Source organism: Candidatus Limnocylindrales bacterium, assembly GCA_035626395.1.
GTDB lineage: Bacteria > Desulfobacterota > Binatia > UBA1149 > CAITLU01 > DASPNH01.
This window is the reverse complement of sequence record DASPNR010000042.1, coordinates 346,943-361,542: the sequence shown is the minus strand read 5'-3', so window position 1 is coordinate 361,542 and position 14,600 is coordinate 346,943. Positions and strand designations below refer to the sequence as shown.

Genomic DNA, 14,600 nt, shown 5'->3' with positions numbered 1-14,600 from the left:
CCTACTCTGCGACGTCGCGCTCGGTCCGGCTAGGACGTTCGGCGGCGGCGCATGAGGATGCGTAGATGGCGCGGAAGCCCTCGCGATGTTTCGTCGGCGACCCGCTGGGCCAGCTCGGGCGTGATCTCGTCGCGCGGGATCTCCCGGAAGCCGAGGCGTTCGTAGAAAGGCTGGTTCCACGGAACATCGCGGAAGGTTGTCAGGGTCACATCATGGCCGAGGCCGGCAGCGTGGTTGCAGACGGTGAGCACGAGGGCGCGGCCGATGCCGCGGCATCCGTGAACGGGGTCGACGTCGAGCTCCTCGAGATGAATGTCGGAGCCGAGCCGTTCGCACAGTGCGAAGCCGACCGGAGCGCCCGCGGCGTCGCGAGCCACCCACAGCAGACCGGCGGCATGCGCATGCTCGAACGCCGTGGGATCCGAGTTGATCAAAGGCACGCTTCTCAGCGCCTCGATGCGGTCGAACATCGCGGCGGCACGCTCCTCGATCGGCGGCAGCTGCGGCAGATCCTCGGCGCTCGCAAAGCCTATGCTGTAGCTCATCGGCGCCCATGTCAGCCTGCGAAGCCGGCCGTAGCAAGCGCGCCTGGCACGGCGCCTGCCCGTCATTGCGTCCATCCGTCCGAGAAAAGGTCGCCGGAGGCAGCCCGTGCCAGTCGGGCCGCGGTTTGGAGGCAGCCATGCGTTCCAGGTCCGTTTCCGTTCGCGTTCTCACCCTGTCGTTTCCGTTCCTGGCGCTCGCATCGCCTTTCGCCGGCGTGGCTGCACCGACGTTCGACCATCTGCAATGCTTCAAGGCCGCCGACACGCAGAGCTTCAGGGCCGCCGTCGTTCACCTGACGACGATGGCGGCGGCGTTCCAGCTTCCATCATCGTGTGAGGTCAAGGGAAAGACGGTGCAGGTGTGCGTGCCTGCGGCAAAAGCCCTCATCGATCCGGGAACCGCGCCCGTGCCCCCGCGACAGCCGCCTGCGCAGGATCTGCAGTCCAACGACTATCTTTGCTACAAGGTGAAGTGTCCCGACATCGACGTGGCGCCGGTCGCGTTCACAGACCAGTTCGGCTTTCGCGCCACCAGACTGAAGTCGGTTGCGCGGCTGTGCGTGCCCGCCGTGCAGGGCATCGTCACGACCACGACCACGACCACACTGGTGACGACCACCACCATTCTGGAGCCGGAAGTCGATCACGATGGCGACGGCTGGAGCGCCAACGACGGAGATTGCTGCGAGACCGCCGCGTGCACGCCGAACCCCGAGTTCGTCAATCCGGGCGCATTCGAGATGGTGGGAAATGGCATGGACGACGACTGCGACGCGTCGACATCGGACGACACGCCGGCTGCGGCGTGCAGCTTCGGACAGGACGTCACTGGTGTGACGGCAAACGACATCGCCGCTGCCATGGATCTGTGTCAGACCACGACGCCCAACGCTGCGCTGGCGCAGCGGAAGTGGGGCCTTCTCTCGGCGTCTTTCCTGTTGTCCGACGGCAGCGCGCCGACCAGCTCCCAGCTCGCGAACATGCAGAACTACCAGGCGGCAGCGCTGACGGGGTACGGCACCGCCATCGTTCCAACAGCCAACGTGACGATGGCCGGGCTGTCGAGCGGCCGCATGAGGGACGAGAACGATCCCGGATACGTCGTCCCCGCCAGCGGAACCGACTTTTCGGTGACGTCCACGCCGCCCGCCGCCTATCTGACAGCGCATGGCGGGACGCTGCCGTCGCAGGGCTGCGAGGAGACGTGCGCGACCGGCAATAACTCTCGCGACCCGATCGATACGAGACTTCGCATCCGCGTGCCCACCAATGCGGTGTCCGTCAGCTTCGATTTCCGATTCTTCAATGCGGATTACCAGACGTACTACTGCACCGCCTACAACGATTTCTTCCTGGCGCTGCTGACGTCCGAAGCCGCCGGTCTGCCGGCCGACGGCAACATCGCCCTGCACGGCGGCAATCCAGTCAGCCTCAACAACACTCGCTTTGACCTGTGCGCCAATTCCAAGCCGTGCGTCTCCTGCGCCGGAGGCACCGCGGAGCTGGCCGGCACGGGAATGGATGACGTGCTCGGGGCGGGCACGATCTGGACGACAGCAACGGCGCCGGTCGTGCCTGGTGAAGAGATCACACTCGACCTGATGGTCTTCGACGTGACGGACGGCAGCGGCGACAGCGTAGTGCTCATCGACAACCTCCGATGGGGCCTGGCGGGCGGAGTGCCCTGAAGGGGCCGGCCCTGCGCGCCAGAACGATGGAAGATACGCCGGCTTCTCGGCGCAGCCGCGTCGGACCGCCCTTACTGGCGCAAGTTATGCTTCAGCTCATCGCCAGATTCGTAAGCTGCCTTGATTTTCGAGGACTCGCGGCTTTATTCTCCCTCCACGAACCTGGACCATCGGGGTGCGGCAATGTGCGGAGCCGACGATTCTCGGCTGACTGAGCCGGCGGATTCTCGGCTGACTCCGATGATCCTCCCGATTCCCTTGACGATATCCGGCTAAGAATTCCGGGGAGAAAGATGAAACAAGCGTACCTCGTCGTGGCCGCTACGGCCCTTGGATGCTCACTGGCGGCGCAAGCGAGCGCCGAAATCGTTCCCGTCCTGACCTACAACGTTCGCGGCCTGCCGCCGCAGGTCATCGAAGACCGCACGGCCGAGATCGCGGCCATCGCGCCCAAGCTCGAAGACTTCCACACCGCCGGCGGGGAATACGCCGGCACCGATTCGCTCGTCCTCCTGCAGGAGCTGTTCTACGTCCCCTACTACAACACGATCATGGGCGGCGCCGCCTACGATCAGGAGACCGCGAAGGACAACGGCGGCCCCAACAACATCGGCGACGGTCTCGACATGATGTCGGACTATGCGTTCACCGACTACACGCAGGTGCAGTGGGCGAACTGCTTCGGCAGCTTCGGCCAGGCCGGCAGCGACTGCGACACCAACAAGGGCTTCTCGGTGGCGACGGTCGAGCTGGTGCCGGGCGGTTTCGTCAAGGTCATCAATCTGCACGCGGACGCCGGACAGGACACGGGCAGCCGCACGGCACGGCGCGCGAACATCACGCAGCTCGTCAACTACATCAACACGAACCTGGCAGGTGACGCCATCATCCTGATGGGCGACACCAACAGCCTGTTTACGCGCTCGGGCAACGACAACGTCGAAACGCTGATCACGCAGGCCGGCCTGACCGACGTCTGGGTCGAGCTCAAGCGCGGCGGCGTCGTGCCCGGCCCCGGCACCGACATCATGGGCGGGTGCGCAGCCGACGAGGCGGGCGCCGAGTGCGAGCGCATCGACAAGATCATGTACCGCAGCAGCGACGAGGTGATGCTGGAGGCTGTGGCCTACGACGTGCCCGACGACCTCTTCGACGACGCCGAAGGCGACGACCTGTCCGATCACAAGCCGGTCTACGCCGAGTTCGACGTGACGCTGCTGATCGGCACGTCCACGACGTCCTCGACCACGACGTCCTCGACCACGACCACCACCGAAGGCCCGGCCGGCAGCTGCGGCGATCCGGCTCCTCCGAGCGGCAGCGTCACCGCCAGCGACGCCCTCTTCATCCTGCGCACCGCCGTTGGCGCGCTCAGTTGCCAGTTGTGTGTCTGCGACGCCAACGGCAATGGCAGCGTGACCGCCAGCGATGCGCTCGTGACGCTGAAGGCGGCGGTTGGCCAGAACGTCGAGCTCAACTGCTCGGCCTGCTGAACCGCTGGCGGGCCCGGCACCTTCTCGCGGAACACCGTCGAGAAGATGCCGGGCCCGCGCCACGGCCTACTCCGCCCTTTCCTCCTCCAGCACCCCGTCGAAGTCGAAGTCGACGGTTCCCGTGTCTTTCAGGCCGTCGTGGATCGCCTTGCGTCCGAGCTCGGCCAGCTCCTGATACTTCGCCTGGAACACCGACAGGTGCGCCTCGTCGATCGCCTCCAGGTTCAGCAACGCGTTGTGCGCGCCCTTCGTGCAGCGGATCAGCTCGTCGAGCTTGAGCTGCATCGCCACGGTGTCCCGGTTCTGCGTGTTCTGGATCAGGAACACCATCAGGAACGTGACGATGGTCGTCGAGGTGTTGATGACGAGCTGCCACGTGTCGCTGTAGCCGAACATCGGCCCCGTCAGCGCCCAGATGACGACCAGGGCCACGGCGACCCCGAACGTCGAAGGACGGCCCGTCCGCAGCGCCAATGCCCTGGCGAACCGCTCGAACCAGTTACCATTCACATCCATACCTCCGTCGCGTCGGCGAGATCATGGATCCAGGCTAACGCGGCGGCGGCGAGCCAGGAATGCCCTGGCCGCCGGGGACGCACGCGCGTCAGGCTCCTGGCAGCTCCCGTTGTCGACGAAGGCGGTCCGAAAGGCGCGGCTGATTCTTCGAACGCGCAGCGGCCGTCAGGCAGCCGGTGAAACTTTGCGCAGGGCCTCTGCCATCATCGCCACCACCACGACCAGGGAACAGCCGATGGCGTTGAACCACAAGAACCCGAGGTCGGAGAAGAAGAACAGGCCGATCACCGTCGTTTGCGCCACCGCGGCACCCACGAGGACGGGCGTCGCCGTGACGCGGCGCAGGAAGAACGCGACCAGGAAGAGGCCAAGCACCGTGCCGTAGAAGATCGAGCCGAGGATGTTGACCGCTTCGATCAGGTTGTCGAGCAGCGCGGCGAAGCTCGCGAAGGCCACTGCCATCAGTCCCCACAGGATGGTGAATCCCTTGGAAGCCATGAGGTCCGCGCGCGGCGAGCTGCCCGACGCGACCAGGGTCTTGTAGAGATCGACGGTGGTGGTGGCGCCGAGGGCGGCCAGCTCGCTGGCGATGGAGCTCATGGCTGCGCAGAGGATGACCGCCACCAGCAGCCCAACCAGACCGGCCGGGACGTAGCGCAGCACGAACCCGAGAAAGATGTAGTCGGCGTCCTGCGTCTCGGCGTCGGGAAGGGCGCGGGCGACCAGCGCCTTGGCCTCCTTGCGAAGAGCGCCGATCTCGGCCGCCGCCGCGCGAAGCTCCTGCCGGACAACGTCGTCCCCCTCTCCCGCCCCCACGAAGGCCATGGCCGCAGCCGTCTGCCGCGCGGCAGCCGTCGCGTAGCGGCCCTGCAGCTCGCGCAGCTCGCCCGCATGCGCCGTCGTCTCGATCCTCGCCAGCGCCGGCTCGTTGAAGAAGACCGGCGCGGGCGTGAACAGGTGGAACACGAACACCAGCACGCCCGTCATCAGGATGAGGAACTGCATCGGGATCTTCAGCATCCCGTTGAACAGCAGGCCCAGCCGGCTCTCGGTCACCGACCGGCCTGAGAGATACCGCTGCACCTGCGACTGGTCGGTGCCGAAGTACGACAGCGCCAGGAAGAACCCGCCGGTGATTCCCGACCAGAAGTTGTAGCGGCTGTCCGGGTCCAGCTCGAAGCTCAGCACGTTCATGCGATCGAGGGCACCGGCAAGATGAAGAGCCTCGGGAAGCCCGACCTGCTGCGGCAGGCGCACGTACACGGCCACGGCCGCCACCACCATGCCGGTGAGCATCACGATCATCTGCTGCTTCTGCGTCTGCGCCACGGCATTGGTTCCGCCGGTGACGGTATAGACGATGACCACCGCTCCGATGGCCAGGACCGTCAGCTGGAGGTCCCAACCGAGAATGGCGCTGAGAATGATCGCGGGGGCGTAGATCGTGATGCCGGCAGCCAGCCCGCGCTGAATGAGGAAAAGCACGGCGCCGAGGTAACGCACGCGCGCATCGAAGCGGTGCTCGAGCACCTCGTAGGCAGTGTAGACGCCCAGCCGGTAGTAGATGGGCACGAAGACGGCGCTGATGACGATCATCGCCAGCGGCAGCCCGAGGTAGAACTGCACGAACCGCATGCCGTCTTCGTAGGCCTGGCCTGGCGTGGACAGGAAGGTGATGGCGCTGGCCTGCGTGGCCATGATGCTCAGGCCGATGGTAGGCCAGCGCAGCGTGTTGCCGCCGCGGAAGTAGGTGTCGATATCAGCGGCGCCGCGCGTCCTCCAGATCCCGTAGAGGACGATGAAGGCGATGGTGCCGAGCATGACGGCCCAGTCGACGACGCTCATCGGGCCTGCCTCGCCGGCCGGCCTGCGTGCGCCGTGTATGCCGCGCTCACGACACGGACGTCGCCGGCCGGTGCGCCGGCATCGTGAAGGACTCGTGCAGCGCTCACGATGCCCACCTCGTCAGCGCCCAGAAGATCGCCACCAGCGCCAGCAGCTCGCCTAGCACCAGCAGGTAGAGGTTGCGCCAGGTTCGAAGGAGCGGCGGCGGTGCTTCGGCGGCGTCGGCCGTCCTGTCGTCGGTGTCCATGCCAGTCATGGCCGCCTCCGCGTCTCCGTCATGGCTGCGGGCGCGACAGCAGGTTGGCGAGCAGCCGGTAGGCACCGGGCACGCCGGCCGGGAGCTGACGGAAGAAGGACAGTCCCGTGTAGACGTAGCGGCCACGACCATGCGTCGTGATCAGAACACCGCCGCGAAGCGGCTTCTCGCCCGGATCGCCGCTTTCGAAGACAGGCAGATAACGGTCGTCCCAGCTTTCGGCGAAATACAGCCCTCGCTCCTGCACCCAGCCCTCGAAATCCGCCTCGGTGATCACGTTGGGCGAGTGCAGCACGGCCATCTCGCGATCCAGCGGCGTCATCGGCGCCGTCTCGTCCGTCACGCGCTCGCGCCCGATGGTCAGCGGATACGGACCGATCGGCGTGCTGAGCGGCGCAAGGCGGCTGTTGGTGTTGTACTGCACCACCACCGTCCCGCCCTGCTCCACGTAGCGCATGAGGCGCTCGTGCGCGCTGCGAAGGACCGCGCGAGTGTTGTAGGCGCGGATGCCGACCAGGATCGCCGAGTACTGCGACAGATCGCCGCCGGAGATGGCCGCATCGTCGAGCAGCTCCACCGCCGCGCCGACGTGCCCCAGGTCTTCGGCCACCGTATCGCCGGGCCCCTCGATGAAGCCGATGCGTCCGCCGGGCAGCTCCAGCTCGAGCGGCACCGCGGCGATCTCGGCCGGCTGCAGCACGACCTGCATGGGCACGTGCGCGTAATCGATGACGTCGCGGCGGTGCGACCATCGCCGGCCATGCTCCTGATAGTACGGGCGAATGCGAACGCCGCCGGCGGCGCCGGCCGGCGGCGTCAGCAGCAGTTGCACCGTGGTCTCGTCGCCCGCCTTGGCCAGCGTCACGGGCACGACCGGCGGCTGCGCAGTCCAGCCGGCCGGCAGCTCGAGACCGACTTCGCCGCTGAGCTCGTCCCTGCCTGCACGGATGCGCAGCGACACCGGCGCCGGCGCCCCGCTGCGCAGCATCACTGCCTGACGCGACGGCGTCACCGTGGCCGGCGGCACCACCAGGAAGCTGCGCACCCGCTCGCCCTGCACTCCATCCACCCACGCGAACACCACCGGCACGTCGACGTGCATCTCGTGACCGCCGACGTCGAGATCGACGCCGACCGACAGCGGCGGCGGGCCGCTCGGCTCGCCGACCAGACGCAGGTCCTCGACGACCTGGTGTCCGGAACGGGAAGGAGCCGCCAGCCAGTACGGCGCCGAGATCGGCGCATCGGCCGGGACGGCAACGACCACGCTGATCTCCTTCTTCTGATTGACGGCCAGCGCCGAGTCGTCGGCCACCGGCTCGGCGCCGGGAAACGACACGCGCCGCAGCCGCATCGGGTGCTCGCGCCGCGCGGTCACCTCCAGCTTGATCTTGACGCTGCTGCCGGGCACGGCCTCCGGCCGCTCCGCCGTCGCGCGCACGTAAAGCCCCGTTGCTGCCGCAACCACCGCCTCCAGGGCGGCGCGTGCATCGCGCACGCGCACGTCGTGCTGCGGCAGTGCCGCCAGCGCCGTCCGCGCCGACAGCAGCGCGGGAACCGCCTTCTCGGGCGCGTCGCGGTCGAGCGCGCGCCCGGCTGCGCTCAGCGCTTCGACCAGCGGTGCGGCAGCTGCACCGTAGCGCATCCAGCTGGCATCGATCCCTTCGAGGATATCGCCCGCCAGCGGCGCACCGGACACCGGCACGAAGCGCTCGAGCACTGCGCCGCGCTCGCCGGCCGTGCCGAAGCCCTGGCTCTTGTGCAGGCTGCGCGAGCGCGCGGCCAGATCCGAGTAGCCGAGCCCCAGCCGCGCGTCGTACTGCCCCACGTCCAGCACGATGGCATCGGCCGGCGGCGGCGGAGCCTCGCTCCAGGACGGAACGTTGAGCACGAGGCGATGCACCTTCCACACGCTGGCGCCGCGCCCGAGCTGATCGGTGAAGCGGTCGGCATCGGCCGCCGCCTCCACCGCCTCGCGCGCCAGGATCGCGGAGGCCGTATGGTGGCCGTGATTGGGCGGAAGCTCGTTGAAGCGTGCGATGACGACGTCGGGCTGGAACGTGCGGATCACCCATACGACGTCCGACAACGCCTCCTCATGCCCCCAGATCGACAGCGTCTCCTGCGCGCTCTTGGAGAAGCCGAAGTCGCGCATGCGCGTGAAGCGCTGCTGCGCGCCGTCGAGCCTGCGCGCCGCCAGCAGCTCCTCGGTGCGCAGGACGTCGAGAAGCGCGTCCTGCTCGGTGCCGATCAGGTTCTGGCCGCCGCCGCCGCGAGTCATCGACAGATAGGCCGCCGTCCAGTGGCGGCCGTTGGAGAGGTAGGTGAGAAGGCGCGTGTTCTCATCGTCCGGATGCGCGGCCACGTAGAGCACGCGGCCCGTCACCGTGAGCCGATCGAGCGCATGTGCCAGCATTCCTGCATGCATGAGAGGCTCCTGAGCCTGCACCGGCGGCGCCGCCAGCAGCATCGCCGCCAGCATGCACGTCGCACCGATCGCCCGGTGGCTGCGCCCACTCGGCGCGCGCGTGCGGGCATCGCGCGTGCCGGCAACGTTCACCGTAGCTTTCATGCCTTCGACCGGCCGCTCGCGAGGATCCGCCGGTAGTAGGCGACGTAACGCTCCAGCGCGGTTTCGCATCGGAACCGCTCCACCGCGCGTGCGCGCGCCGCGCTTCCCATGGCGCCGCGCCGCTGCGGATCCTGCAGCACGGCCACCACCGCCGCGGCCAGCGCATCGACATCGAACGGCTCGACCAGCGTACCCGCGTCCTCGCCGACGACCTCGGGCAGTCCGCCGACGCGGTAGCCGAACACCGGCACGCCCGCGCTCATCGCCTCCAGCGCCGCCACGCCGAAGCTCTCGCTCTGGCTCGGCAGCACGAACGCGTCCGCGTGCCGCAGGTGCTCGACGAAGTCGCCGCGCTTGCCGAGAAAGCACACCGCCCGCGTCAGGCCGAGCTCGCGCGCACGCTGCGCCGCGTGGCTGCGCTCGGGACCGTCACCGACCAGCACCAGACGCGCCGGCACGTGCTTGCGCACGCGCGCCAGAACCTCGAACAGATCGCCGGTGCGCTTGACGGGACGGAAGTTGGAGACGTGGAACAGCACGGGCCCGTCGTGCTCGCACTGCGGACCGGCCGCCGCCGCGAAAAGGTCCTCCAGCCGCGTGCGGTCGCGCTGCGTGGCAGGAGTGAAGTGCTCGGTGTCGACGAAGTTGGCGATGACCTCGACCTCGAGGTGGCGCGGCAGGCCGAGCCGCTGGTACGCCGCTTCGCGGAGAAACTGCGACGGGACCGTGACGCCGTCGCAGGTGGCGACGGCAAAGCGGGTGAGGTCGCGGTAGGCCGGGTCCCCGTCGGTGCGAGTGACATCGGTTCCGTGGAGCGTGCAGATCATCCGCGGCCGCTTCGCGCCGTTGCCGGCGGCCAGCACCTGACGCGCCAGGTAGGCGCTGGTTGCATGGGGCACGGCGTAGTGGACGTGCACCAGATCGAGCTCGTGCTCGCTGCATACGCCCAGGATCGTCGCCGCCACGGCCATGGCGTACGGCGGGTTCTCGAACAGCGGCGTCGTCGACACCGCGACCTCGTGGAAGAACAGCCGGTCCGACTCCGGCAGCGGGCGGCTCGGCGGAGCGCTGGCGATGACGTGCACCCGATGCCCTGCACCGGCCAGCCCGACCGCCAGATCGGAAGCGATGACGCTGCTGCCACCGAGCGTCGGATAGCAGACGATTCCGACGGCCAGGCTCGCGCTGACGCTGCTCGCGCTCATCGTGCTCCTGTGACGCTCGCGCTCATCGTCCTACCTGCGGCCGCCGCCGCTGCCGGCGACGGCTCGCCCAGGTCGACGTCGATGGCTGCTCCGGCAAACGGGTCGATCGCGTGCAGCACCGTCTCGAGCACCGCGCGCTCCCCGTAGCGCGCGGCGAAATAGGCAAGGCCGTAGTAGCGCTCCTGCGGCTGGCCTTCCGGCCGCAGCCACGTGCGCAGGCGCCGCACGTCCTCGACCAGCGACTGATCGCGATACAGCCGCGCGCGCTCGATCTTCTCGGCCAGGCGCAGCAACGCCCGCTCCACCGTTGCATGCGTCTTGGCCAACGCATCGGGAAGTCCGGGGCCGGCGCTTTCGATGTCCGCGCGGCACCTGTCGAGCGCGGCGTCGAAGGACCGCAGCAGCTCGGCAGCCGGATTCTCCTGCGTCGCGGCCATGCCGGCCGCTGCCAGGATGGCGTCGTCGCTGCGCCCGAGATCGTCGGCGTGCAAGCCGAGACGGGCGAGCACGCGGCGCGCGCGCTCTTCGATCAGTCGGATGCGCGCGCGCGGCACCACCAGCGGCATCGCCATGCCGCAGGCGGCGTACAGCGGCGCGAGCTGCGCAAAGTACGCAACTTCCCCCGGGCCGCCGACGTAGGCGGCGGTGGGAAGCAGCGCGTCCTGCACCACCGGCCGCAGCAGCGCGCTGCTGCTGAAGCGCAGCGGATCCTGCTCCAGCGCCGCCAGCAGATCCTGGAGCGAGTGCGAGCCCGTGCCGCCGACTTCGGCGAAGCGGCCGTCGCGCGGCTCGAGGCGATATCGCGGGCCCTCGCTTCCATGCGGATGGAAGAATGCCAGCGGGGCTCCCTCGCGCACGTGCACCGTCGCCGGATAGCCCGCGTTCTCCAGCTCGCTCGTTCGCTGCACGAGGGCGTCGGCGAGGGTGGCGGCCTCCTGCAGCGCACGTCGATGCACCGGCGCCGCAACGGCCGCCAGCTCCTCGTCGCGCGGGTCGATCAGCACCAGCCCCTCGGGCGCGAACAGCTCCGCGAGCACACCGCCAAATGCCGACGCCCAGCGCCGCCCCGGCCGATAATGCCGTCGCAGCCGCTGCAAGTGCTCGTCGGCATAGGGCAGCCCTGCCAGATCCTGGTGCAGCTGGGCCAGGCAGTCGTCGATCTCCGGAGGAAGCGTTCGGTGAGCAAGCGAGATACGCTCGTCAGGAGAAGCGGCCACGCACAGCCGCCGCGGGTGCGAGGAAAGCACGCGGATCTCGGCTATCTCGGGAAGGTCGTGGTCCTCGGTCTGCAGCCAGAAGACCGGCACCACCGCCGTGCCCGACTCCCGCGACATCGCACGAGCGGCGGCGATGGCCGTTGCCGCCTTGTAGAGGTTGAAGAGCGGCCCGACAAACAGCCCGACCTGCTGCCCGGTGACGACCGCAGCGGCGCCGTCGCGCAGCGCGCGCAGGTTGTCGTCACGTGCGGCACTGGTCGCGTACGCCGCATTCTGCCGCTGGAGCACGCCGGCGACGCGGCCGTCGAGCGGCCTGCCGCAGGCGCGCGCGACGGCAGCGCGACGCGCCGGCGCGTCGGCGAAATGCGCGCCGTACAGCGGCGTCGCTGCGCCGCCGAGATACGCTTCGAAGATGCTCTGGGGCACGTCGGGCCGCCGCGCTCAGCGCCGGCCGGTCAGGGCTGCTTCCACTCGGTCAGGCTCTTCTCGACGTCGGTCTTGAACGCCGCTTCGTAGATGACGTCGCCCTTGCCGAGAGTCTGCGCCTGCTCGGCCGCGGCGGCAGCGTCGGCCTTCCTGCCCTTCTTCGCCAGAATCTGCGCCTTGATCCACTGGTTCCACCACGTCGACTTGATGCCGATGGACGTGTCGATGTAGCTCATCGCAAGATCGAGGTCGCCGCCGGTGTCGAGCAGATAGCGCGCGGATGCCCAGTGAGGCCGCCACGCCTCCGCCAGCGTCTTGTCGATGCTCTCGCGCGCATGCGCGGCCGTGTCGACGGTGATCGGGACCGACACGCGCATCGTCTCCCATTCCAGATCCAGCCGCGTGGAGCTGTCGGTGGTATCGGAGAAGAGGAACGTCAGGCGCTCGCGGTGCGGGATGGTTTCGGGCTGCACGGTCACGCGCGCGACGTCGGCGCTCTCGCTGTAGTCGCGGGTCCCCTGGATCTTGAGGTTCGAGTTGAGGATGACGGTCCATTGACCGGCGGTGGGGATGGTCAGGATCACGTAGCTGCCGGCCGGCACCTGCTTGCCGCCGAAGGCGAAATCACGGCTGGCGGTAAGCCTGGTCGGTGCATTGGCGCCGGTGCGCCAGAGCTGGTCGTGCGGCACCAGCGCGCCCCAGATCGTGCGGCCTTTGACGGCCGGGCTCGAATACTCGATCGAGAAGTTGGTGACGCCGACGCGCTGCTCGACCTTGGCCAGCGGGCTCGGCTGCGGCAGTTCGGGCGCCGCCGTCTGCGCCCACGCAGGCGCGATCCAGATCAACGCAACAAGGACGGCGAGCGGAACGCGAGACGGGAACACCTGCGGCATCGGCAAACTCCTCGTGGAAAAGATGTGTGCGAGGAGTCTGCCACGGCCGCTCGCCGATGCGAGTTACGCCGCCGGCGCCGAGCGTGCCCGCGCAACGCAGCAGATCGGGCACTATCGGCGTCCGCCCTACGCGGCGGGCGCCGAGAGTGCCCGAGATGCAAGGCGCGCAGCGAGCGCGCAGCGTAGGCGGGCTGGAGGCCCGCCGGAGCGAGCACTCGCCGCGCAACGCAGCAGATCGGGCACTATCGGCGTCCGCCCTACGCGGCGCGGGTGCCTTCCATCAAAGACTGCAACGCCTCTCGCAGATGCGCCGGCGCCTTCAGCGGAGAGCCGCAGTCGAAGGGCGGCTGGGGATCGTACTCGATGCCCAGCTGCACCATCTTGGCGAAGTCCTCGCCAGCCTCCAGCGCCGCCAGCGTCAGTCCCATGTCGATGCCTGCCGAGACCCCGGCTGCGGTCACCACCTTGCCTCGCTGCACCACGCGGTCGTGCACGTAACGCGCTCCGTACGACTCGAGGCGCGGCACGCTCGCCCAGTGTGTCGTCGCATCCAGGCCACGCAGGATGCCAGCGGCGCCGAGGATGACCGACCCGGTGCAGACCGACGTCGACCACTTGCTGGTCTCGTGCGCGCGCGCCAGCCAGTCGACGATCTCGGCGTCGTGCGCCGCCGCCTCGTCGCCGGGCCCGCCGGGCACGAGGAAGATGTCGGGCCTGCTGACGTCCTTCAGCGCCGCTTCGGCGACGATCGACAACATGCCCGTGTCGGCCGTGACCGGCCCTGCCTTCTTGGCCACGAACCGCAGGCGAGCTCCCGGCAGCCTGCTCAGGATCTCGTAGGGACCGATGCAGTCGAGGGCGGTGAAATGGTCATACAGGACTACGCAGATCTCCATGGCTCTTCTCCGTTCGAAAGCGTGCGCGATACGCGCTCGGGCTGACTTGGACGTTGCGAAGGAATGCGCGGCGCATGGTCTCGGCGGTGCCGAAGCCGCAGCCGGCGGCGACCTCTTCCACTCCACCGCCGGCCTGCTCCAGGCGCCGGCGTGCCGCTTCGACGCGAACGCGTTCGACGAAGCGTGCCGGCGTCGCGCCGACCTCGCGCGTGAACACTCGCGCGAAGTTGCGCGGGCTCATCGCCACGCGCCTGGCCAGCGCCTCGACGCTCAGATCGGCCTCGGGATGCTCGATGATCCAGGCCTGCAGATCGCGGATCGGTTCGCGCTCGGCGAACTGCGAAGCCAGCTGCGTGCTGAACTGCGACTGTCCGCCGGGACGCTTCAGGAACAGCACCAGCAGGCGCGCCGTGGTCAGCGCGACCTCCTTTCCGTAGTCGTCCTCCACCAGCGCGAGCGCCAGGTCCATGCCCGCGGTGACGCCGGCCGAGGTGAAAACCCTCCCGTCGCGCACGTAGATCGAGTCGGGCTCGACCTGCACGTCCGGATGCTCGGCCGCGAGTCGGTCGCAGAAGCGCCAGTGCGTCGTGGCCCGCTTGCGCGAGAGCAGCCCGGCGCGCGCGAGCAGGAACGCTCCGGTGCAGACCGAGGCGACGCGGCGGGTGGTGCGCGCGGTGCGGCGAATCCAGTCGATCAGCACGGCGTCGCGCATCGCCACGTTGGTGCCTTCGCCGCCGGGGACGAAGAGCGTGTCGATCGGACCGCGCACGCCACGCAGCGATCGCGACGCGACGATCTGCAGCCCCGACGCCATCGTCATCCGGCCCGGCGCCTGCGCCACGATCTCGACGATGTAGGCAGGGCCGCTGGTGCGGCCGGTCTGCTCGAGAAAGCGCGAGGCCACCGAGAAGACTTCGAGCGGTCCGACCACGTCGAGCATCTCGGCCTGCGGGAACGTCACCATGACGATGCGGCGGGGATGGCGAGGCTGCGGGCTCATGGCGCGGAGTATGGGCTGGCGCCGCCTTGGCCGCAATGACTACGAGCC

General features: G+C 68.8%; 12 protein-coding genes. 2 read left to right on the top strand and 10 right to left on the bottom strand.

Annotated elements, in window-relative coordinates; translation table 11 throughout:
- Positions 1 to 29 precede the first annotated feature (29 nt).
- Positions 30 to 545, bottom strand: coding sequence for a GNAT family N-acetyltransferase (locus VEC57_17340; GenBank protein ID HYC00901.1), 516 nt, complete (start codon positions 543 to 545; stop codon positions 30 to 32).
- 137 nt (positions 546 to 682) lie between these two features.
- On the opposite strand from VEC57_17340, the gene VEC57_17335 reads away from it, so the two are divergent.
- Positions 683 to 2,233: a choice-of-anchor L domain-containing protein gene (locus tag VEC57_17335; GenBank protein ID HYC00900.1), complete on the top strand. Its 1,551-nt coding sequence runs from the start codon at positions 683 to 685 to the stop codon at positions 2,231 to 2,233.
- Between the two features lie 293 nt (positions 2,234 to 2,526).
- Complete coding sequence (locus VEC57_17330) at positions 2,527 to 3,726, top strand: hypothetical protein (GenBank protein ID HYC00899.1); 1,200 nt, start codon at positions 2,527 to 2,529, stop codon at positions 3,724 to 3,726.
- Positions 3,727 to 3,792: 66 nt separating this feature from the next.
- Here VEC57_17330 and VEC57_17325 read toward each other — a convergent pair whose 3' ends face one another.
- The 9 genes from VEC57_17325 to VEC57_17285 form a co-directional block, all read right to left on the bottom strand.
- Positions 3,793 to 4,236 carry a low affinity iron permease family protein gene (locus VEC57_17325; GenBank protein ID HYC00898.1) on the bottom strand — a complete coding sequence of 148 codons (444 nt, stop codon included), beginning with the start codon at positions 4,234 to 4,236 and terminating at the stop codon, positions 3,793 to 3,795.
- A gap of 171 nt (positions 4,237 to 4,407) precedes the next feature.
- Positions 4,408 to 6,087, bottom strand: coding sequence for a sodium:solute symporter (locus tag VEC57_17320; protein ID HYC00897.1), 1,680 nt, complete (start codon positions 6,085 to 6,087; stop codon positions 4,408 to 4,410).
- A gap of 103 nt (positions 6,088 to 6,190) precedes the next feature.
- Entirely contained in the window at positions 6,191 to 6,343 is a 153-nt protein-coding gene (locus tag VEC57_17315; protein HYC00896.1) for a hypothetical protein, read from the bottom strand.
- A gap of 19 nt (positions 6,344 to 6,362) precedes the next feature.
- Positions 6,363 to 8,915, bottom strand: coding sequence for a PIG-L family deacetylase (locus tag VEC57_17310; protein HYC00895.1), 2,553 nt, complete (start codon positions 8,913 to 8,915; stop codon positions 6,363 to 6,365).
- Positions 8,912 to 10,120 (bottom strand): N-acetyl-alpha-D-glucosaminyl L-malate synthase BshA, encoded by a 1,209-nt coding sequence (gene bshA / locus VEC57_17305; protein ID HYC00894.1) that lies wholly within the window; start codon positions 10,118 to 10,120, stop codon positions 8,912 to 8,914. Before bshA ends, VEC57_17310 begins: the two co-directional genes overlap by 4 nt.
- Positions 10,117 to 11,763, bottom strand: a complete 1,647-nt coding sequence (gene bshC, locus VEC57_17300; protein HYC00893.1) for a bacillithiol biosynthesis cysteine-adding enzyme BshC — start codon at positions 11,761 to 11,763, stop codon at positions 10,117 to 10,119. The genes bshA and bshC overlap by 4 nt, the downstream gene beginning before the upstream one ends.
- A gap of 29 nt (positions 11,764 to 11,792) precedes the next feature.
- Positions 11,793 to 12,656: a DUF2911 domain-containing protein gene (locus VEC57_17295; protein ID HYC00892.1), complete on the bottom strand. Its 864-nt coding sequence runs from the start codon at positions 12,654 to 12,656 to the stop codon at positions 11,793 to 11,795.
- Positions 12,657 to 12,913: 257 nt separating this feature from the next.
- Positions 12,914 to 13,552 carry a DJ-1/PfpI family protein gene (locus VEC57_17290; protein HYC00891.1) on the bottom strand — a complete coding sequence of 213 codons (639 nt, stop codon included), beginning with the start codon at positions 13,550 to 13,552 and terminating at the stop codon, positions 12,914 to 12,916.
- Positions 13,527 to 14,552, bottom strand: coding sequence for a DJ-1/PfpI family protein (locus tag VEC57_17285; GenBank protein ID HYC00890.1), 1,026 nt, complete (start codon positions 14,550 to 14,552; stop codon positions 13,527 to 13,529). The genes VEC57_17290 and VEC57_17285 overlap by 26 nt, the downstream gene beginning before the upstream one ends.
- Positions 14,553 to 14,600: the final 48 nt, after the last annotated feature.